Origin of the sequence: Pseudomonas sp. LAIL14HWK12:I10, assembly GCF_900184205.1 — a bacterium.
Classification (GTDB): domain Bacteria; phylum Pseudomonadota; class Gammaproteobacteria; order Pseudomonadales; family Pseudomonadaceae; genus Aquipseudomonas; species Aquipseudomonas kermanshahensis.
The window spans coordinates 187,808-207,771 of the sequence record NZ_FXWU01000009.1; the positions used below are offsets into that span (position 1 = coordinate 187,808).

The window sequence follows — 19,964 nt, forward strand, 5'->3', positions numbered from 1 at the left end:
CTTGAAGCCTACGCAGTTCATGTGGGAGCCGGCTTGCCGGCGATAAGGCCGTTACCAGCAGCCGGTCACTCGGCTCTGAACACCAGGGTAAACCGGGTCGGCCCCGCCGGGCTGCTCATCACCTCGACCCGCCCACCATGCAACTGCATGATCGACTTCACGATCGCCAGCCCCAGCCCGGTGCCCCCCTCAAGCCGTGAGCGCCCAGCGCCCACGCGATAGAAACGCTCGAACAACTGCGGCTGATGCTCTGCGGCAATCCCTACGCCTTCATTTTCCACCCAGACCCTGACATCGCTTGCGTGGCGCTCGATACCGAGGTCTATGCGCTTGCCTGCCGGCGCATGCCGAATGGCATTGCTCAACAGGTTCGACAACGCACGCTGGAACATCAGCCGATCACCCAAGGCCGTGCCCCAGCCCTGAAGGTGAAGCTCGATGTCCTTGAGCTCCGCGCTGATGGCAAACAGCTCCACCACCTGTGCAGCCTCATCGGCCAGCGCCAGGGGCTTGAGCGCCACCTGCGCCTGAGGCTGGCTAACCTGGGCGAGAAACAGCATGTCGTTGATGATGCGGTTGAGCCGGGTGAGCTCTTCGATGCTGTCCTCCAGCACTTCCCGGTAGTTGGCGTTGTCGCGCTCGCGGCTGAGGGTGACTTGGGCCTTGCCCATCAGGTTGCTTAGCGGCGTGCGCAACTCATGGGCAAGGTCGTCGGAAAACTGCGACAACTGTTGCACGCCTTGGTCGAGCCGGTCGAGCATCACGTTGATGGCCCTGGCCAGCTCGCCCAGCTCTTGTGGCAGGCCACTGTCGGGCAGGCGGTGGCTGAGGTCCTGGGCCGAAACCTGGCCGGCCACCCGGCGAAAATGGCGCAAGGGTTTCAGGCTGCGTTGCACCAGCTTCCAGGCGCCGATGCCGATCAGTATCAACAGCAAGGGCAGGGCGATCAGGGTCGAGTGCAGGTAGGCCTGGAGCAGGGCGTTGTCGTCGGCGCGGTCGAGCGTCATCATCACCCGTACTGGTGTCTCGTCGCGCAAGCGCATCTGGCGTGTCGCAGTCAGCATTTGGTTGCCGCGGCTGTCGCGCCATTCGTGAAACGTCAGCCGGGCGCCGGTCGCCAGCGCGCCCACGCTCGACTCCAGGGCTGGGCCCAGGCTGAGCAGGTGCGGGTGGCGGCCCTCGAGCGCGAGCACGGAGAGGCTGAGGTTGTCGTGCCCCATGACCAGGTCGAGCAGGGGGTGGGCGCGGCTGCCCAGGTCCTCGCTGCGCAGGTCGACACGCAGGTTATGTTCCACCTGCAACATCTTGCGCGCGAGGTCCTTGCGCGCGCGGCTGTCGAGCTCATGATCGAGCGCCAACACCGCCAGGCAGGCCAGCAGTAGCACCAGCAGGGCGCCCATCAGGGTCACGCTCAGGCCTAGGCGCAACGACAGGCTGGCAGTCTTCAATGGCGCGCCTCGAGCACATAGCCGACGCCGCGCAGGGTATGGATCAGCTTGTCTTCGAAGGGGTCGTCGATCTTCGCCCGCAGGCGCCGGATGGAAACCTCGACCACATTGGTGTCACAGTCGAAATTCATGTCCCAGACCAGCGAGATGATTTGCGTGCGCGACAGCACTTCGCCGCTCTGGCGCATTAGCAGGTGCAGCAGGGAAAACTCCTTGGCGGTCAGGTCGATGCGCTTGGCGCCGCGCCAGGCCCGATGCCGGCCTGGGTCGAGTTCGAGGTCGGCGACCCGCAGGGTGGTGGGTTGCAGCGGCTGCTCATTGCGCCGCAGCAGGCTGCGGATGCGCGCCAGCAGCTCGGGGAATTCGAACGGCTTGAGCAGGTAGTCATCGGCGCCCAGGTCGAGGCCCTTGACCCGGTCTGCCAGGCGACCGTGGGCGGTGAGCATCATGATCCGCGTGGCGGATTCAGCGCGCAGCCGCTGGAGCACGCTCCAGCCGTCCAGCTCGGGCAAATTGACGTCGAGGATCACCAGGTCGTAGGCCTGTTGACGGGCCAGGTGCAGGCCGTCGATGCCGGTGTGGGCGCAGTCGACCACGTAGCCGTTCTCACGCAGCCCCTGCTGCAGGTAATCGGCGGTGCGCAGTTCGTCCTCGATGATCAGTAGACGCATGGTAGGGCTCGGTTGAATGAAAGACGGCGATTCTCGGCCCTGTAGTGGGAACAGGGTCAAGCGCCGGAATGTTACGCCATGCGGGCCCCGCACATCGCTGGATAACAGATTTGTAATCATGTCGCCATGTGCCGGACAGCTGCCGCCCAGCTTGCAGGACTGTAATGTCCGCCTCACCTTGGTGTTAGCTGGCGTGCGCCAGGATGGCCTCATCTGAACCACTCGATGAGGTAACCCTGATGAACCTGACTCGGTATGTGTTGTGGGTGCTACTGGCGCTGGGCAGCACCAGCGCGCTGGCGGAGGGCGGCGCAGAACGCTCGCGGCAGTTCTGGGAGGCGTTCCGCGAAGACCAGCAACGCCTGCATGGCCAGCCGGACCAGGCGCTGGCGGAACGCCAGCGCAAAACCCAGCAAGCCACCGAAAAACTGGTCAAAGACTAATACCAGTCAGTTAAGCGTCATCGGCTGTAATTGGGGCTGCTGTGCAGCCCATCGCAGCGGTTCGGCGCCCCGACAAGCCAGCTCCTACAGGTGAGCGAGATTCACAATAACTACGCTATTCCTGTAGGAGCTGGCTTGCCTGCGATGGACCGCGCAGCGGTCCCCTAAGCCCTAACTGACTGGCATTAGGCCAGGGACTGACTTCGACCTCCGCCTTTGCGTGCTCCCGCAACGACGGTTCGTTTGGCGCCCCAGGTGGGCGCCTGTTTTACGTGTGCCAGGCGCAACGCCCGGTGCACCGCTGCAAATGGCGGAAAAACTGCCCGCTGCTGTGCCTCCTGTCGCTGCCTTAGCGTGGTCGGACCAAGCCTTCCCAGGGCTTGACTCGAGGAGACACGACCATGAGTACACAAACGGCTGAGTACGATCAGCTACAGGCGGATGCGGCAAAGACACCGGCCAAGCTGATCCAGGCCATGGCCGAGCGCGATGGTGAGGATGAAGGCGGGCTGACCCTCAGCCGCGAGCACATCATCACCCTCAATCGGTATGTCAATTTTGTCTTCGGCCTGCCGTCGACCCCCGACAACCTGCAGCGCTGGCTGGGCTACACGCAGATCGACGAACCCGAACTGGCCCCCGCCGGCATGACCACGCTGTTCGATGCGTTGCGTGGCCATGCGCGCAGTTGGGGGCCGCTTTCCGACAGCAACAAGAAGCTCGCCAGCGAACTGGCCTCCACGGCCGCGTCGATCAACGCTGCCGGGGAAACAATCGTCGATGAGTGCCGGCAGATTCGCGCGTTGGGCTCCGACATCAAGGCGTGGGACAAGGTCGTGCTGGGTACACCGGTGAAACTGGACCGTGCCGACCAGCGGGCGGTTTCGTCGCTGGTCGATTACCTGCAGATCCTTCAGGAGGATGTGCAGCGCTACGCGGTGCGGGTCGCCACCGTGCGCGGCGAAACCGAGACGTTCCGCGATGCCGCGCGCTTCAAGCTGATCCCGGCGGTGAAACAGAAGGGGCAAGCGGTCGAGCGCACCAAGGGTGATGGTGAGGTGGAGCGCCTGCGCGTGAAGCTCAAGGAGCTGGACGACGAGATCGGTGCCTTGAGCAAAGAGTATGACCAGTACGTCAAGCAGGCGCTCAGCGGCCTGGCCGCAGGGCCGATCGGCGCCGTGATCACCGGCGGCATCTACGGGAGCAAGGCCGAGAAGGTTCGCAAGGAGCGCAAGCGTCGCCAGGCAGAGCGGCGTGCTACCAGTGAGCAACTGCGCGTACGGGTGAATTTGGAAGGCCGCATGGAAGAGATGGCGACCTTCGTCGACGAGCTCGATACCCGCTTGCAGGACGTGGTGACTGCGGCGTCCCACCTGCAGACCGCCTGGGAAATCGTCGGTGCGTACATCGACGCGTCGATCGGCAAGCTCGAACAGATCTCCGACAACCGCGCCTTGGCCAGGTTTGTCATTTATTTCCGGCAGTTCCTGGCGCAGTGGAACCAGATCGAAAAGACCTCCCTGCAACTGACCCGCATTTTCGACGACGCCGCTTCGGCCCACTAACAGGTGAATGACCATGAACGACAATATCAGTGTGCTGCATACCCGCGCCAATCCGCCTGAATTGGGCAATGTATTTGCTGCAACGCAAAGCTTCACCGAAGCCTGGCAGCGCGGCGAGTTGAAATTTCAGCCGGTGATCCACGAGTCGCTGGAGCGCCACATGAAGCTGTTCATCAACTGCGCCGAGGTGATGGCGCGCAACGCCCAGCGCGTTGTCGCGGAGATCTCCAACGATCCACTGGGCGATATCCTCGACGCCCTGGAGGATGGCGACGATGAGGAGGTGCTGGCAATTGCTGCAGAAGTCGCCAACACGGTGAAGTCTCTGCTGGACACCCAGGTGGCCCACCTGGGCAAGGAACAGCAGGCGCTGGCCACCCTGGCAGCGCTGGCGTGGGCCCGCGACGAACAGCGGCTGCTCAAGCAACAGCAGGATCAGGCCAACCTGCACACCCAGGTAAGCGCCGAGCATGATCGCGAGAAGCACAACCAGTCGGCGATCGAGCAGGCCATTGCCACCCTGGAGGCCCAGGGCTTGCAGACCCGCTTCGGCGGTGTCGTACCTTCGGCGCAAGACCTGGCCAAACTGGCCGTGCCTGGCGCTGAAGCCGCAGCGATAGCCGACGCCATGAACACGGCGGTGGAGCAGCTGCAAACCCTGCTCGGCGATGTCGTCGAAGGCATGCGCTACGCCCAGTTGCAGCAAGAACGGCGGGCTGCCCGCGAGCGGGTGGCGAACCTGGCGCGGCAAGTGCGCGAACTCGATCAGCGTCAGCAGGTGGTGAGCGCGCAACTGGCGGCACTGCTAACGATGCCGCGTTTGCACGAGCAACGCTCCGAGTGGGACGCCGGCATCAATGTCGTGCGCCAGGCCCTGGCCAACTTCGCGCCGCGAATAGGCACTGCGGCCCCCAGCAACGTTGCGCAGGTGCAAGCCCTGGACGACACCTTCAAGCAACTGCTGGCCTATCAGCGACAACTGCTCGAGCAGCACCGTCGCGGGCTGTAACGGCTTAGGCCGACCGTGCTCATCGGGCGCGGTCGGCTGCGCCATATCCAAGTGGATAAGAGTCGAAACAATGAATCCCCGGACATTGAGTTTCCAAGAGCAGCAACAAAAGGCGATTGTCCTGCCTGGCGCCTTGATTGGCGCCATGGACGACCGTGACGGACAGGGCCGGGCGGGCCTGATCCTGACCCGTGAATCACGCCAGACCCTCAGCGACTACAGCCAGCGCATGCTGGCGCTGCCGGGCGATCGCACGCAGACCTTGCGCTGGCTTGGCTACACCAGCATTGCCGAGCCAGAGTTGACGCCTGAGCGTATGCTCGCCATGTTCAAGCGGTTGCGCACGCACGGGCAAAGCTGGAGCCATCTGGAGCGCAGCACTCAGGCGGTCACCCTTCAGCTCGATGCGCACGCCAGCCAGGTCGAGGCTTGCGGTGCCGAGGTCGTGCAACTGGTCGCGCGCACACGTGCGCTGGGGCCCAATCGACCTTCGTGGGACAGCCTGCGCGAGGCGCCCGATGTAACGCTCGATGAGCATGACCGCACGTTGATCAGTTCGATGGCTGACCGGCTGATGAGCTTGCATGCGCTGATCGACGATTTCGACCTGCAGCTCGATCAAGTGCGGATAGGCTTCGAGCGCTTTCGCGACGAGGCGCGTTTCAAGCTACGCCCGGAAGTGGTGGAGAAGTGCCGAGCGGCAGCGCGCTTTTCACAGGCGCCGGATGGCGAAAACCTGGCCTGGGAGCTGGCCAGCCTGGATGAGGACATTAAGGCGGTGCGCAGTGAGTATGAGCGATACTCCAGGCAGTCCTCGTTGGGCTGGATCGGCGGCCCCTTCGGCGCGTTGATCGGCAATTCGATCTATGGCTCCAAAGCCAAGTCAGCGCGCGCCGAACTTCGTAGCTTGGAGCATCGGCGCAGCGCAGTCAGCCACCAGTTGAGCGAGTTTCGTCGGGTGGAGGGGCGCGTACAGAAGCTGTACTCCAACATGGGCCAGCTGGAGCTCGACCTGTGGGATGTGGTGCTTGCGGCGGGTCACCTGCACACGGCCTGGCAAACCATCGAGGCGTACCTGGAAAGCGCGGCAGGCCACTTGGGCAAGATGAACACCCGCCAGCAACTGGCGGTGTTCATTTACTACTTCAGGCAGTTTCTCGCCCAGTGGGCAGGGATACGCGAACATTCCCGGGAGATGGCGAAGGTCTTCAACTAGGCGCTACTTGCGCGCCACGATCGTTGCGCGCCGTGGCGCGGGCAGGCCTTCGACGGTCAGGCTTTGGTCATTGGGGTCGAGGAAGTCGCTCAGCGACTGGTAGCGCATCCAGTCAGTGCTGCGCTGTTCTTCGATGCTGGTGACGCTGACATCGACGCAGCGTACATCGCTGAAACCGGCACGGCGCAACCAGCGCTCCAGAGCGGGTACCGAGGGCAGGTACCAGACGTTGCGCATTTGTGCGTAGCGGTCTTCTGGGACCAGCACCTGTTGCTCGTCGCCTTCGACCACCAACGTCTCCAGCACCAGCTCGCCGCCTTTGACCAGGCAATCCTTGAGCGCCAGCAGGTGCTCTATGGGGGAGCGGCGGTGGTAGAACACGCCCATGGAGAACACCGTGTCGAAGCCTTCAAGGTTGGCCGGCAAATCTTCCAGGGCGAACGGCAAGTGCCAGGCTGGCAGCTCGGGCAAGTACTGCTGCACGGCCTGGAACTGGCAGAAGAACAGCCAGTTGGGGTCGACCCCGACCACCATATCGGCACCGGCACCGAGCATGCGCCATTGGTAATAACCGTTGCCGCAGCCGACATCGAGCACGCGCTTGCCCTTGAGGTCCAGGTGCGGGCTGACCCGCGACCACTTCCAGTCCGAGCGCCATTCGGTGTCCACGTGCACGCCGAACAGGTCGAACGGCCCTTTGCGCCAGGGCGACAAGCCCATCAGCGCCTCACGCATTTGCGCGCGGGTGGCGTCGTCGCAGTCGCAATCCAGGCGCAATCCGTTGACCAGGTCGATTTCGCTGGGTTGCAGGGCGGGAAGCGCATCCAGCGCGCCGCGCCAGCGATCGAGGTCGCCGTGGCCTTTTTCCAGCTTGGCTTCCAGTTGCGCTTGCAGGCCTTGCGACCAGGAAGCCAGGGGGGTGCCCGCCAGGCGGCGGACCAGAGGAGACAGATCGATCATGGCAGGGCTATCAACGAGGCGAAGTTGAGGCATTGGAACCACGGCACGACCTTGGAGAAACCCGCAGCGCGCAGGCGCGCCTTGTGCGCATCCAGGGTGTCGGGCTTCATCACGTGCTCGATGGCACTGCGCTTCTGGGCAATTTCCAGTTCGCTGTAGCCGTTGGCCCGTTTGAAGTCCAGGTGCAGTTCATTCAGCAGGTTTTGCTCGTCATCGTCGGCGAAACGCAGTTTTTCCGAGAGGATCAGCGCGCCGCCCGGCAGCAGGGCCTGGCGGATACGGCCGAGCAACTCAAGGCGTTGGTCGGGTGCGATGAATTGCAGGGTGAAGTTCATCGCCACTACCGAGGCCGGCTCGAAGGGCAGGGCGAGGATGTCGGCTTCCAGCACGTTGACCGGCAGCAGCTCCTGGAACATCGAGTCCTGCGCGGTGAGGTACTGGCGGCAGCGCTCGACCATCGCAGCGGAGTTGTCCACGGCGATGACTCGGCAACCGTCGCTGCGTACATGACGGCGCAACGACTGGGTGACAGCGCCCAGTGAGGCACCCAGGTCGTACAGCGTACTGTTCGGCTGGGCGAAGCGTGCGGCCAGCACGCCGAGGTTTTCGACGATGGTCGGGTAGCCTGGCACCGAACGCTTGATCATGTCCGGGAACACGCGCACCACGTCTTCGTTGAAGGCGAAGTCGGGTACCTGCTCCAGAGGTTGGGCGAAGAGGCGGTCGGGTTGTTTGCTCACTGCGGGCTCGATACGGGGTGAAACGGAGACGCATTTTAGCCAAAGGCGGAGCATCTTGCCATGGCAGTGCTTCGGGGCCATTGCACGTACCAGCAGGCAGTCAAGGTTGCCAGCGACAGGCGTTAAGCGCGGTCAGCGGACGATGACCTTGCACTCGAAGCTCTGCACCGGTGCTACTTCAGCCTCCCAAGGGCGTTGATACACCAGCACCAGTTGGGCTTCTCCAGCACTGCTGGCAAGGTAGCGCCAGGTGGAGGAGCCGGCACTGCCGACCACGTCGGTGTCATCGGGGGCACTGTAGACCTCGGGGCCGAGGCTTTTCAGGATGCTCGCGGCAGGGTTCTCAATGCGCCAGCGGTAGCCGGTTGAGGGGTTTCCTGGAAGGGTCAGGGTCAGTGCCTGGCCCACCTTCAGACGCTGGGGGCATTCGCTTTCGGCGTCCAGTTCGACGGTTTGCAGGGGGTGCTGGGCGCAGGCTGCAAGCAGGGTAAGGCTCAGAGGAACGAGCAGACGAGGGGCGGTCATGTTGGCTCCGTAGGCTGGCGATGACCTGAGGATAACCGAAGCACGTGCAAATTTGTGCCACCGGTACAGGCCTGTTCACGGCGAATGCCGCAAACAGGCCAGGACTGATCAGAACAGCACTTTGGCCACGTCGGCAAAGCGCTTGGCAAAATGCACCGTCAGCCCTTCACGCAGGTAGTCTGGCAATTCTTCGAAGTCGCCGCGGTTGGCCTCGGGCAGGATCAGCTCGAAGATCTTCTGCCGCTTGGCGGCAATCACCTTCTCACGCACCCCGCCAATGGGCAGCACCTGGCCGGTCAGGGTCAGTTCACCGGTCATGGCCACGCCCTTTTTCGGCGCCTGGTCCCGCGCCAGTGACAGCAGCGCGCTGGCCATGGTCACCCCCGCGCTTGGGCCATCCTTGGGCGTAGCACCCTCGGGCACGTGCAGGTGGATGAACGCCTCGTTGAAGTAGCCTGGGTCACCGCCAAATTGTTTGAGGTTGGAGCTGACGTAGCTGTAGGCGATCTCGGCGGACTCTTTCATCACATCCCCCAGTTTGCCGGTCAGCTTGAAGCCGCGGCTGAGGGTATGAATGCGGGTGGCCTCGATCGGCAGCGTGGCGCCGCCCATGCTGGTCCAGGCCAAACCCGTTATCACGCCTTTGCCGGCCAGCACCTGCTCGCTGCGGAATACCGGCATGCCGAGCGCGGCCTCCAGGTCTTTGCTGCCAATCTTGAGCTTGGCATCCGGGTCCTCCAGCAACTTGACCACGGCTTTGCGCACCAGTTTGCCCAGTTGCTTCTCCAACTGCCGCACCCCAGCCTCACGGGCATAGCCCTCAATCACGGTGCGCAGTGCGCTGTCAGTGATGCTCAGGCTGGTCTTGGCCACGCCGGCCTTGTCCAGCTGCTTGGGCCACAGGTGGCGCTTGGCGATGGCCAGCTTTTCTTCGGTGATGTAGCCGGAGAGGCGGATCACTTCCATGCGGTCGAGCAACGGCCCGGGGATCGAGTCGAGGGTGTTGGCGGTGCAGACGAACAGCACCTTGGACAGGTCCAGGCGCAGGTCCAGGTAGTGGTCGAGGAAGTCGACGTTCTGCTCGGGGTCGAGGGTTTCCAGCAGCGCGGAAGCCGGGTCACCCTGGTAGCTCTGGCCCATCTTGTCGATTTCGTCGAGCATGATCACCGGGTTCATCACTTCGACGTCTTTCAGCGCCTGCACCAGCTTGCCCGGTTGGGCGCCGATGTAGGTGCGGCGGTGGCCCTTGATTTCGGCTTCGTCGCGCATGCCGCCGACGCTGAAGCGGTAGAACGGCCTGCCGAGCGATTCGGCAATGGACTTGCCAATGCTGGTCTTGCCCACACCCGGTGGGCCCACCAGCAGCACGATCGAGCCGCTGATCTCGCCTTTCCAGGCGCCCACGGCGAGGAATTCGAGGATGCGTTCCTTGATGTCATCAAGGCCGGCGTGGTGCTGGTCGAGCACCTTGCGCGCGTGCTTGAGGTCGAGCTTGTCTTTGCCGTAAACGCCCCACGGCAGGGCGGTGGCCCAGTCGAGGTAGTTGCGGGTCACGGCGTATTCCGGCGAGCCGGTCTCGAGGATCGCCAGCTTGCCCATTTCTTCGTCGATGCGCTTCTGCGCCTGGGCGGGCAAGGTCTTGCCCTCAAGGCGCTGCTCGAACTGTTCGAGGTCGGCGCTGCGGTCGTCCTTGGTCAGGCCCAGCTCCTGCTGGATGACCTTGAGCTGCTCCTTGAGGAAGAACTCGCGCTGGTGCTCGCCGATCTGGCGGTTGACCTCGGCCGAGATCTCGTTCTGCAGGCGCGCCACTTCGACCTCTTTGCGCAGCATCGGCAGGACTTTTTCCATGCGTTTGAGCATGGGCACGCAATCGAGCACTTCTTGCAGCTGGCTGCCGGTGGCCGACGTAAGGGCCGCGGCAAAATCGGTCAGCGGTGACGGGTCGTTGGGGCTGAAGCGGTTGAGGTAATTTTTCAGCTCTTCGCTGTACAGCGGGTTGAGCGGCAGCAGCTCTTTGATCGCATTGATCAGCGCCATGCCGTAGGCCTTGACCTCGTCGGTAGGCTCGGTGGGTTGGCGTGGGTATTCCACTTCGACCAGGTAGGGCGGGCGATGGTGCTTGAGCCAGGTCCGGATACGCACCCGTGTTAGGCCCTGGGCCACGAACTGCAGCTTGCCGTTCTCACGGCTGGCGTGGTGCACCTTGACCAGGGTGCCGTACTCCGGCAGGGCGGAGGTGTCGAAATGGCGGTGGTCTTCGGGCGGGGTGTCCATGAAGAACAGCGCCAGGCAGTGGTCGGGTGACTTGGCGACCAGGTCGAGGGTTTCTGCCCAGGGCTCTTCATTGACGATCACGGGCAACACTTGTGCCGGGAAGAACGGGCGGTTGTGAATCGGGATCACATAGACCTTGTCCGGCAGCTGCTGGCCGGGCAGGGCGAGGGCGTGGCCGGGGGCGGCCTGGGTGTCGGTGTGCTCGACTTCGCTGTGTTCGTCGGGGTGTTCGGGGAAATCCTGCTGGTTGCTCATGGGGCACCTGCGTGAATGACTATGGTGCTTAGATGGGGCGCGGGGGGATGGGTTTCAAGCTTTGCGTTAGAAGCTGCAAGCTGCAAAAAAAAACGGGGCCCTGCAGGCCCCGCTTTCTCTTGTGGCTTGTAGCTTGCCGCAAGAAGCTTAGTCGGCGAGTTTGTAAGCGATGATGTAATCACCCATCTTGGTGCCCAGCGAGCCGTGGCCGCCAGCGGTCACCAGCACGTACTGCTTGCCGTCCTTGCCGCTGTAGGTCATCGGCGTGGCCTGGCCACCGGCCGGCAGGCGGGCTTTCCACAGCTCTTTACCGTTGTTGGTGTCGTAGGCACGCAGGTACTGGTCCAGGGTGCCGCTGAGGAAGCCGACGCCGCCTGCGGTAACGATCGAACCGCCCATGCTCGGCACGCCTACCGGCAGGCCGATTGGCACAGGTGTGCTGTCGCGGGTGGTGCCGTTCTTGTGCTTCCACACGACCTTGTTGGTGAACAGGTCGATGGCCGCCACATAGCCCCAGGCAGGCGCCTGGCACGGTACGCCCAGCGGCGACATGAACGGGTGCATGGTCACCGCGTATGGTGCGCCGGTGTTGGGCTGCACGCCGCTGGTCTCGCTTTCGCGCTTGCTGCCGGCGGCCACTTGCTCGCGCGGCACCATCTTCGACACGAAGGCCATGTAGTTGGGCGAGGTGAACAGCAACTGGCGTACCGGGTCGACCGACACGCTGCCCCAGTTGAACACGCCGACGTTACCTGGGTAGATCAGCGAACCCTGCTCGGACGGCGGGGTGTACTGGCCTTCGTAACGCAGTTCGCGGAACTGGATGCGGCACAGCATCTGGTCGAATGGTGTGGCGCCCCACATGGCCTGTTCGGTCAACTCAGGGCCGAGCAGGTTGAGGTCGGAGCGGGCCTGGGTCGGCGAGGTGTGGTCACCTTTCACGGCGCCTTGCGGGGTCGGGATTTCACGGATCGGCACGATCGGCGTGCCGTCGCGGCGGTCCAGCACATACAGGCTGCCCTGCTTAGTCGGCACGATGATCGCCGGCTTCAGGCCATCGGCGGTCTTCAGGTGGACCAGGGTTGGCTGGCTGCCGACGTCCATGTCCCACAGGTCGTGGTGCGTGAACTGGTAGTTCCAGCGGGCCTTGCCGGTGGTCAGGTCGAGGGCGACAACACCTGCGCTGTACTTTTCCGCACCGGGGGTGCGGTCGGCGCCCCATTGGTCTGGGGTCTGGTTGCCCAGCGGCAGGTAGATCATGCCGAGGTCTTCATCGACGCTGGCGATCGACCACATGTTTGCCGAGTTGCGGCTGTAGGTCTTGCCGGGTGCCAGAGGCTTGGTGTCGTCCGGGTTGTTGCTGTCCCAGTTCCACACCAGGTGGCCGTCGTGCACGTCGTAGGCGCGGATGACGCCGGAGGGCTCGTTGGTCGACTCGTTGTCGGTGACATGGCCGCCGATGATCACCAGATCACGGGTGATCGCCGCCGGCGAAGTGGAGTAGTAGCCGCCGGCGGTGAACGGGCCGATGCCGGTGGTCAGGTCGATCACGCCCTGGTTGGCGAAGCCTTCGCAGACCTTGCCGTTGTCGGCGTTGATGGCGATCAGGCGGGCGTCGGCGGTAGGCAGGTACAGGCGGCGCGGGCAGGCCTGGGCGACGGCTTGGCCTGCATCGGTGATTTTCGGTGCTGGGCTGCCATCACGGCTGACGTAGTTGTTCTCGTCATAGTACGAGACGCCGCGGCAGGTCATGTGGGCGAAGCCCTTGAAGGTCCCGACCGGGCTCTTGACCTGCGGGTCGTAGCGCCAGATTTCGGCGCCGGTGTCCGGGTCCAGGGCCAGCAGCTTGCTGTGCGCGGTGCAGGCGTAGAGCATGCCGTTGACCTTCAGCGGGGTGTTCTGGTTGGTCAGCTCCACCGGGTCGTTGTCGGTCGGCAGGTCGCCGGTACGGATGCGCCAGGCTTCTTCCAGGCGGTAGGCGTTCTGCGGGGTGATCTGGCGCAGCGGCGAATAGCGGTCACCATGCTCGGTGCGGCCGTAGGCCTGCCATTCGCCGTCGGGCATGGCTGGCGCGGCGCTGGCCATCTCACTGCTCTCGCGGCCCAGTTCGCCGAACACTTCACCCGGGTGGGTGAATTGGCTGCCCAGGGCGCAGGCACCGGAGGCGACCACGGCGACGCTGAGCAGCGCGGTGTTGGCCTTGGCGGCCGGGCCGATCAGTGGGCGACGTGCCCAAGGCAGCAGCAGGACCACGCCAATGGCGAACCAGATGGCCAGGCGCGGCACCAGTTGCCACCAGTCCAGGCCCACTTCCAGCAATGCCCAGGCGGTGCTGCCGAGCAGCACCAGGCCGTACAGCCCGAGGGCGATGCGGCGCTGGGCCAGCAGCAGGATACCGGACAGGGCAAAGCCGATGCCGGCGATCAGGTAATACAGCGACCCCCCCAGCTGGCTCAGCTTGATGCCGCCAGCCAGCAGCGCCAGGCCCATCAGCAACAGCAGCACGCCCAGAAGGCGCGGTAGCCAGCGGGTTCCATTCTTGGCACCGTCAGTGCTCATCGTAGGTTCTCCGTTATGTCAAAAAGTTGATTCAGAAAGTGCTTTGGATCTTCAGGCCGCCGATCAGCGCATCGTCAACCTGCGACACCCCGCCCGGGTGGCGGATGTACTGCAGGTTGGGGCGCACTGTGAGCCAGTCGGCCAAGTGAATGCCGTAGTACAGCTCGGCGCTGTACTCCGTGTCCTGCACGGGCAGGAAGCCAGGGTTGTCGTAGTCGTCGAGGCCGGCGGCCTGGTTGGCCAGGCGGGCGTTCTTGCGGTAGGCCGGGTTGACGTGCACGCGGGCGAGGGCGAAGCCGATGTCGTCCTTGGCGCGGGCATCGAAGGGCCCTTTGTATACCAGTCCTGCCTGAACATAGTTGTCGATGGCATTGGTCTTCTTGTCGTGCAAGGTGGCGTTGGCGAACAGGCTCAGGCCACGCGACTGGTCGGACGCCAGCGAGGTGACCTGCTGCTGGGCGCCGAGCCACATGCCGTGCTTGCTCGAACGGCTGCGGTAGGCGGCGCCACTGAGCGCAGCCGGCTGGCCGTTGCTGTCGTCGAGCACATCGTGTGCCTTGGCATTACTGTAGTAGTAGCCGGCGCGATATTCCCCTTTCAGGCCATTGACCTGTGGGCTCCACACCAGTTCGACCGGCAGGATGGCGCCCTGGGTGCCGCTGCCACTGAGCTTGAAACCGTTGCCCGATTCCAGGTTGGAAGGGTTTTGCTCGTACACGCCGACTTGGGCATAGAGTGCGTCGGTGAGGTTGTAGCGCACGCGCAGGGCCCATTGGCTGACGGGCCAGTTGTACCAGATGCTGCCAACCCAGTTGCCTACCTGCGAGCCGCAGAAGGCCAGGTTCTGGAAGTCGCAGGGGAAGCTGTTGAAGTCTTCGCCTTCGCCGAAACGGCCGAATTTGACGTCCAGTGCGCCGTCGAAGTACTTCTGTTTGACCCACAGTTGCGTGAGCCGCCAGGTTTCACCGCGGCCCCAGACTTCCTGGGCAGAGGTGAAGCCGCCGACACGCGGGTCGTTGATGCGGTCGTTGCTGATGTTGTCGCCGTGGCGTTCGGTGAGGGTCAGCTGGAATTCGGTGTCGTTCCAGCCAAGGATCTTCTCCAGGTCCAGGTGGCTACCGAAGGTGAACTGGTCGCTATAGCGCGCGGTACGGTCGTGGTCGAAGCCGCCGTGCAGGTTGCTGCCCATTTCGCCGGTATAGCCGAGGGTGAAGTCGTAACCTTTTGCCAGTAATTCACTGCGGGTGCCGCCCCAATCGCCCAGCATCCACGGGGAATCGCTGGCGAACATTTCGCTGGCGCTGGCAGGGGTTGCACAGGCGGTGAGGGCAAGGCCGATGAAACAGGTTTTGGGCAGCTGGAACATGAGATAGCGCTATCTTTTGATTATTGAACAAACGACAAGGGCATCGAAGGGCGGGCCCTTCAATGGAGATGACAACAAGGTGGAGTCGATGAAGCGATTCAGCTTGCGGCGGGGAGGATATAGGGGAAGTTGTAAGAAAAAAAGACAAATTGTCGCAGTTGATTGTTGTCGATCCGGTAACAGTGCCGTTTGTAGGAGCAGCCTTGTGCTACGAAGAGGCCGGTGAAATCAGTGAAGATTTGCTGTGTTAGCTCAGGCCTCTTCGCAGCACAAGGCTGCTCCTACACGCGAATGGGGGCGCAGGGCGCCCCGATGGCAGCTCAAAACGTCGTACGCAGCCCCACTTCCACACTGCGCCCTGGCGCTGGCGCAATATCCCGCAGAATCGAACTGGCATAGCGCACCGTCTGATCCGTCAGGTTTTCACCCCGCACGAAGGCCAGCCACTCGCTTTGCCCGATGTCGAAGCGATAGCCAACACTCGCGCCCAGCGTGGTGTAGCCATCGGTGCTGGTTTCGTTGGCCGGTGTGCGATGTTGCGACGCGGCATGCTGCACATCGACCCGCGCCTGCCAGCGGTCCAGCGCCCAGACCAGACCGCTGTTCAACCGCAGCGGTGCGATTCGTGGCAATGGCTCGCCACTGTCGAGGTTCTTGGCCCGGGTGTAGTCGCCCGACAGCTCCAGCGCGAAGCTGCCATAGCGGTTCTCGACCAGTTGCCAGCGGTCTTGCGCCTCGATGCCATAGAAGCGCGCCCGCACGCCCTGATACTGGTATTCCGGGAAGCCGTCATGGTCGTGATCATGATCGTGGTCATGCTCGTCCTCGCCATGGTCGTGGTCATGGCCCTCACGCAGGTTGCCTGTGCCGATCAGGCCAATGTAGTTGCGAAAGTGGCTGTAGAAGACCCCGACGCTGCCTTTGTGGGTGCCGTTGTCGAAGCGCAGGGCCAAGTCGCCGGAAATGGCCTTTTCCTTGTTCAGGCTGGCATCGCCCACCTCGTAAGCCCCGGTGGCCACATGCGCACCGTTGGCATACAGCTCATAGAAGGTTGGGGCGCGCTCGGTGTAGCCAAGGTTGGCGGCCAGTGCCCAGACCGGGTCGAGCTGGTACACCGCCCCGGAAGACAGGCTGAAGGCATTGAAGGTGCTGGCGCTGTCGGCCGCGGCAAACGTCTCGTTGCCCTTGGCATCCGGGGCGACGCGGGTGTGCTCCAAACGCGCGCCGAGGCTCAGGTTCAGGCGCTCGGTGGCCTGCCATTGCTCAAGCATGAACAGCGCCAGGCTGTCGGTATCGGTATGCGGGACGAACGCTTCCTCCCCCAGTGCCGAGAACTCGTTACGGCTGACTTGGGCACCGATTACCCCTTCAACCGGCCCGAGTGGCCGATGACGCGCCTCGATGCGTGCCTCGTAGCCCTTGTTCTTGAAGGTGGTGTGCACCTCGCCTTCTTCGATTTCGCTGTGCGCGTAGTCGGTATAGCCGGCATCGACCTTGACCGAGCTGAACGGGCCTTCGAGGTCACGCAGTTCAGAGGCGAATGCGTAGTGGTCTTGCTGCATGTCCAGGCGTACGCCGGGTTCGGCCACCGAGCCGTAGTTGCTGTCGTAGCGGCTGTAGGACAGGCCGGCATAGCCATGGTCCCACTGGTAAGACCCGCCGACGGCGCCCCCGTCCTGACGCCCGTCGCTGTTCTCCAGGCGGTGTTTGCTGCCCGGCTCGTCGGCGTCACGCACCTTTGAGCTGCGCGCGTAACCAGGGATGCGCAAATCGTTGAACTGGCGGCTGTTGGCGTCCAGGTGCAGGGCGAAGGCGCCGTTGCCGGCTTCCAGTTTACCGGCGCTGCTGCGGGTGGTGTCGGCGCCGCCATAACGCAGCTCGCCCGCCCCGTGGATGCCTTCGATTGGCGCATCGGGGATGCGGTTATCGAAGGTATTGACCACACCGCCAATGGCATTACCGCCGTAGAGCAAGGCAGCGGGCCCGCGGACGATTTCGACCCGCTCCACGGTCACCGGGTCGAGCGGTACGGCGTGATCGTAGGACAGCGACGAGGCATCCAGTGCACCGACGCCGTTGCGCAGGATGCGGATGCGGTCGCCGTCCAGGCCGCGGATTACCGGGCGGCTGGCGCCAGGGCCGAACCAGGTAGAGGCGACGCCGGGCTGTTTGTTCAGGGTTTCACCGAGGCTGCCGTGTTGCTGTTGCAGCAGGTGGTCACCTTCGAGGACCGTGCTCGGGGCGGCCAGTTGGCGATTGCCCAGCGGGTTGGCGGTGATGACCTGGGGTTCGAGTTCAACGGCTTGGCTGGGTGATGAGGCCAGCCACAGCGCGACGGCGAGGGGGGAGAGGCGGAGCGGGATGTACAGCATGGGGATGGGGCGTTCCTTGGCAGAGGCTTTTGTATTGTTACTATATAACATTTCTATTTCAGCATAAGGCTTTCGCCTCTGGCCAGCGGTTTTTCAAGCGACCTGAGTCCCCTGGCCACTACACTCGTGTAAGGTGCGCACCTTTCCCACGCTGGAGCACTGGCATGAGCACGGCCCAACACAACGCGCTGCACGGCAAGACCCTGGAGCAGATCCTCACCGAACTGGTGGCTCACTACGAATGGCAGGGCCTTGCCGAGCGCGTCGATGTGCGTTGCTTCAAGAGCAACCCGACCATCAAGTCGAGCCTGACCTTCTTGCGCAAGACGCCCTGGGCGCGGGAGAAGGTCGAACAGCTGTACGTGAAGCTGCAGCGCAAGGCCTGAGGTGCGGCGCCATCCGTGGCTGAGCCTGGCCGCCGTGCTCGGTTGGTTCGGCCTAGCGGTGCAGGTCTATCTGGTGTTGCTGGCGCGCTGGCAGGAACAGGCCAGCCTGATTGGCGGCCTGGTCAACGTGTTCGGTTATTTCACCGTGCTGACCAACACCCTGGTAGCAACGGTTTTGAGCTATGCCGCGTTTGGCCGGGAGGGCAGCGCCAGGCGCTTCTTTCTGTTGCCGTCGGTCAGCTCCGCCGTGGCGGCCAGCATCGTGCTGGTGGCGTTGGCCTACAGCGTGCTGCTGCGCCACTTGTGGCAACCCGAGGGCTGGCAATGGCTGGCAGACGAGTTGCTGCATGATGTGATGCCGGCGTTGTTCGTGCTGTACTGGTGGTTCGCGGTGCCCAAGGGCCATTTGCGGCTGTGGCACCTGGCGGGCTGGGCGCTGTACCCGGCGGGGTACTTTGCCTATGCGCTGTGGCGGGGCAGTGAGATTGGCGTGTATGCCTACCCCTTCATCGATGTGGCGAGCCTCGGGTATGGGCGGGTGATGCTCAATGCCCTCGGGGTGTTGGCGGGGTTCTGGGGTATCGGCCTGGTGTTGCTGGGGTTGGACCGCTGGCGCGGCCGGCAGTTGGCGGTCAGCGTGTAAGAGCAGCCTTGTGCTGCGAAGAGGCCAGTGGCATCACTGAAGAACTGGGGTGATGCTACTGGCCTCTTCGCAGCACGAGGCTGCTCCTACACAAAGCTGAGCTTCGCCCCAGATGTTGGGCACCCGTCCATTATCTGGGGCGAAGCTCAAGCGCGTTACGCGAGAGCGGCGCTTACTCGTCGTCCGCAGTACCGTCCGCCCGCCAGTAGGCTGCTGCCTTCAAGGCATCGTCAGGCACGCCTTTTTCCAGCAGCAACGCCTTGGCCTGGCGGGTCAGGGCTTTCTCCAGCGCCACCCAACCGTACAGCCTGCCTTGTGGCAAGGTCAGGTTCTTCAGCAGGGCGAGCAGGTCCTCTTCCTGGCGCCGGACCCAGATCACATCCACCTGTGCCTTGCTTGGCAGCGGCTGGCGTTCCTGTTCGTCTTCGATCTGGATTACCGCCAGCACGTGCCGGCCCGCGGGCAGTTCTTCAAGGCGGCGGCCGATAGCGGGGATTGCCGTCTCGTCACCGATCAGCAGGTAGCTGTCGAAGATATCCGGTACCACCATCGAGGCCCGTGGGCCGGCGATGTTCAGGTGTTGGCCTGGCGCCGCCTGGGCGGCCCAGGTGGAGGCAGGGCCATCACCGTGCAGGACGAAGTCGATGTCCAGTTCGTTGGCCACCAGGTCGATGCGCCGTGGCGTGTATTCGCGCATGGTGGGCCGTGCGCCGCCGTCGCGGCCCAGGTTACGGGCGTCGATGGCTTGCTGTTGCGCCGGCGTTTCGGCAAACAGCAGCTTCACATGATCGTCGGTCCCGACGCTGGTAAAGCCCGCCAGTTCCGCACCGCCCAAGGTGATACGGCGCATGCGTGGGGTCAGGTCGGTGACGCGCAGCACGTCAAGGCGGCGCTGGCGGATTTCGTGGTTGACGCGGTGAATGGTGTCACTCATGGGGTGTTCTCCGTAACGGCATCGTCCGGCCCGGAGGCAATGGCCTTGGCCGTGTTGTTGAGCAGGTCGCGGACCCGTTCGATTTCTTCCGGTGTCCAGCGCCCGCTGTGCATGTGCAGCGCATGGCGCAGGTTGCCAACCGCTTCGTGGATCTCGGGTGGGCGGTCGTGCCCGCGCAGGGCGCGTTTGCTGACTTCGATGCGCATGCGCACGCCGTCGAGGGCGATCGCCTGCTCGGCCAGGGCGGTGCGGCCGGCATCGGTGATGGCGTACAGGCGTTTGCTGCCCTGGACCTGGCCGCTGATCAGCTCGGCCTCTTCAAGGAAGTTGAGGGTCGGGTAGATGACGCCGGGGCTTGGGCTGTAGCTGCCGTCGAACAGGTTCTCGATCTGGCGGATCAAGTCATAACCGTGGCCAGGTTGCTCAGCCAGCAGGGCCAGCATCAGCAGCTTGAGGTCGCCGGGGGCGAAGACGCGAGGGCCGCGTTCGCCGCGGCCGGGGCGGCGCTCGAAAGGATCGTGGGGTGCAGGGTCGCGCATCAACATGGGCTCCGTCTTGTGCGATATATCTTAAGATATTACTCAAGATATATCTAAAG

At 63.6% G+C, this 19,964-nt stretch carries 17 protein-coding genes; 6 read left to right on the forward strand and 11 right to left on the reverse strand.

The features are described 5' to 3' along the window. Window positions 1-65: 65 nt before the first annotated feature. The gene (locus tag QOS90_RS20395) at window positions 66-1,448 is read right to left on the reverse strand and encodes a heavy metal sensor histidine kinase (protein WP_085273578.1); all 1,383 of its coding nucleotides are present in this window, start codon (window positions 1,446-1,448) and stop codon (window positions 66-68) included. Then, complete coding sequence (locus QOS90_RS20400) at window positions 1,445-2,119, reverse strand: heavy metal response regulator transcription factor (RefSeq protein ID WP_027594153.1); 675 nt, start codon at window positions 2,117-2,119, stop codon at window positions 1,445-1,447. The genes QOS90_RS20395 and QOS90_RS20400 overlap by 4 nt, the downstream gene beginning before the upstream one ends. Window positions 2,120-2,358: 239 nt before the next feature. Here QOS90_RS20400 and QOS90_RS20405 point away from each other — a divergent pair, with 239 nt between their 5' ends. The 4 genes from QOS90_RS20405 (at window position 2,359) to QOS90_RS20420 (ending at window position 6,352) form a co-directional block, all read left to right on the forward strand. Continuing rightward, a complete protein-coding gene (locus tag QOS90_RS20405) occupies window positions 2,359-2,562 on the forward strand; it encodes a hypothetical protein (protein WP_027594154.1) in 204 nt (67 codons plus the stop codon). 401 nt (window positions 2,563-2,963) lie between these two features. Continuing rightward, complete coding sequence (locus tag QOS90_RS20410) at window positions 2,964-4,127, forward strand: alpha-xenorhabdolysin family binary toxin subunit A (RefSeq protein WP_027594155.1); 1,164 nt, start codon at window positions 2,964-2,966, stop codon at window positions 4,125-4,127. 13 nt (window positions 4,128-4,140) lie between these two features. Continuing rightward, on the forward strand, window positions 4,141-5,136 hold the full coding sequence (locus QOS90_RS20415; RefSeq protein ID WP_085273577.1) for an alpha-xenorhabdolysin family binary toxin subunit B: 996 nt from the start codon (window positions 4,141-4,143) through the stop codon (window positions 5,134-5,136). A gap of 70 nt (window positions 5,137-5,206) precedes the next feature. Next, window positions 5,207-6,352: an alpha-xenorhabdolysin family binary toxin subunit A gene (locus QOS90_RS20420; protein ID WP_143491076.1), complete on the forward strand. Its 1,146-nt coding sequence runs from the start codon at window positions 5,207-5,209 to the stop codon at window positions 6,350-6,352. 3 nt (window positions 6,353-6,355) lie between these two features. On the opposite strand, the gene cmoB is transcribed toward QOS90_RS20420, so the two are convergent. The 7 genes from cmoB to QOS90_RS20455 form a co-directional block, all read right to left on the reverse strand. Then, the gene (cmoB, locus tag QOS90_RS20425) at window positions 6,356-7,312 is read right to left on the reverse strand and encodes a tRNA 5-methoxyuridine(34)/uridine 5-oxyacetic acid(34) synthase CmoB (protein ID WP_085273575.1); all 957 of its coding nucleotides are present in this window, start codon (window positions 7,310-7,312) and stop codon (window positions 6,356-6,358) included. Next, a complete protein-coding gene (gene cmoA, locus QOS90_RS20430; protein ID WP_085273574.1) occupies window positions 7,309-8,052 on the reverse strand; it encodes a carboxy-S-adenosyl-L-methionine synthase CmoA in 744 nt (247 codons plus the stop codon). The genes cmoB and cmoA overlap by 4 nt, the downstream gene beginning before the upstream one ends. A 132-nt stretch (window positions 8,053-8,184) precedes the next feature. Continuing rightward, window positions 8,185-8,577 (reverse strand): protease inhibitor I42 family protein, encoded by a 393-nt coding sequence (locus QOS90_RS20435; RefSeq protein WP_027594160.1) that lies wholly within the window; start codon window positions 8,575-8,577, stop codon window positions 8,185-8,187. A 108-nt stretch (window positions 8,578-8,685) separates the two neighbouring features. Then, the gene (lon, locus tag QOS90_RS20440) at window positions 8,686-11,106 is read right to left on the reverse strand and encodes an endopeptidase La (protein WP_085273573.1); all 2,421 of its coding nucleotides are present in this window, start codon (window positions 11,104-11,106) and stop codon (window positions 8,686-8,688) included. 147 nt (window positions 11,107-11,253) lie between these two features. After that, window positions 11,254-13,665, reverse strand: coding sequence for a glucose/quinate/shikimate family membrane-bound PQQ-dependent dehydrogenase (locus tag QOS90_RS20445; protein ID WP_085273572.1), 2,412 nt, complete (start codon window positions 13,663-13,665; stop codon window positions 11,254-11,256). 31 nt (window positions 13,666-13,696) lie between these two features. Then, window positions 13,697-15,031 carry a carbohydrate porin gene (locus QOS90_RS20450; RefSeq protein ID WP_027594163.1) on the reverse strand — a complete coding sequence of 445 codons (1,335 nt, stop codon included), beginning with the start codon at window positions 15,029-15,031 and terminating at the stop codon, window positions 13,697-13,699. A gap of 320 nt (window positions 15,032-15,351) precedes the next feature. Beyond that, a complete protein-coding gene (locus tag QOS90_RS20455; RefSeq protein WP_085273571.1) occupies window positions 15,352-17,403 on the reverse strand; it encodes a TonB-dependent receptor in 2,052 nt (683 codons plus the stop codon). A gap of 164 nt (window positions 17,404-17,567) precedes the next feature. On the opposite strand from QOS90_RS20455, the gene QOS90_RS20460 reads away from it, so the two are divergent. Further along, the gene (locus tag QOS90_RS20460) at window positions 17,568-17,789 is read left to right on the forward strand and encodes a VF530 family protein (protein WP_027594165.1); all 222 of its coding nucleotides are present in this window, start codon (window positions 17,568-17,570) and stop codon (window positions 17,787-17,789) included. A gap of 1 nt (window position 17,790) precedes the next feature. Further along, the gene (locus QOS90_RS20465) at window positions 17,791-18,432 is read left to right on the forward strand and encodes a Pr6Pr family membrane protein (RefSeq protein WP_085273570.1); all 642 of its coding nucleotides are present in this window, start codon (window positions 17,791-17,793) and stop codon (window positions 18,430-18,432) included. A 172-nt stretch (window positions 18,433-18,604) separates the two neighbouring features. Here QOS90_RS20465 and QOS90_RS20470 read toward each other — a convergent pair whose 3' ends face one another. Then, on the reverse strand, window positions 18,605-19,366 hold the full coding sequence (locus QOS90_RS20470; RefSeq protein ID WP_085273569.1) for a siderophore-interacting protein: 762 nt from the start codon (window positions 19,364-19,366) through the stop codon (window positions 18,605-18,607). Beyond that, the gene (locus QOS90_RS20475; protein WP_085273653.1) at window positions 19,363-19,905 is read right to left on the reverse strand and encodes a PadR family transcriptional regulator; all 543 of its coding nucleotides are present in this window, start codon (window positions 19,903-19,905) and stop codon (window positions 19,363-19,365) included. The genes QOS90_RS20470 and QOS90_RS20475 overlap by 4 nt, the downstream gene beginning before the upstream one ends. Window positions 19,906-19,964: the final 59 nt, after the last annotated feature.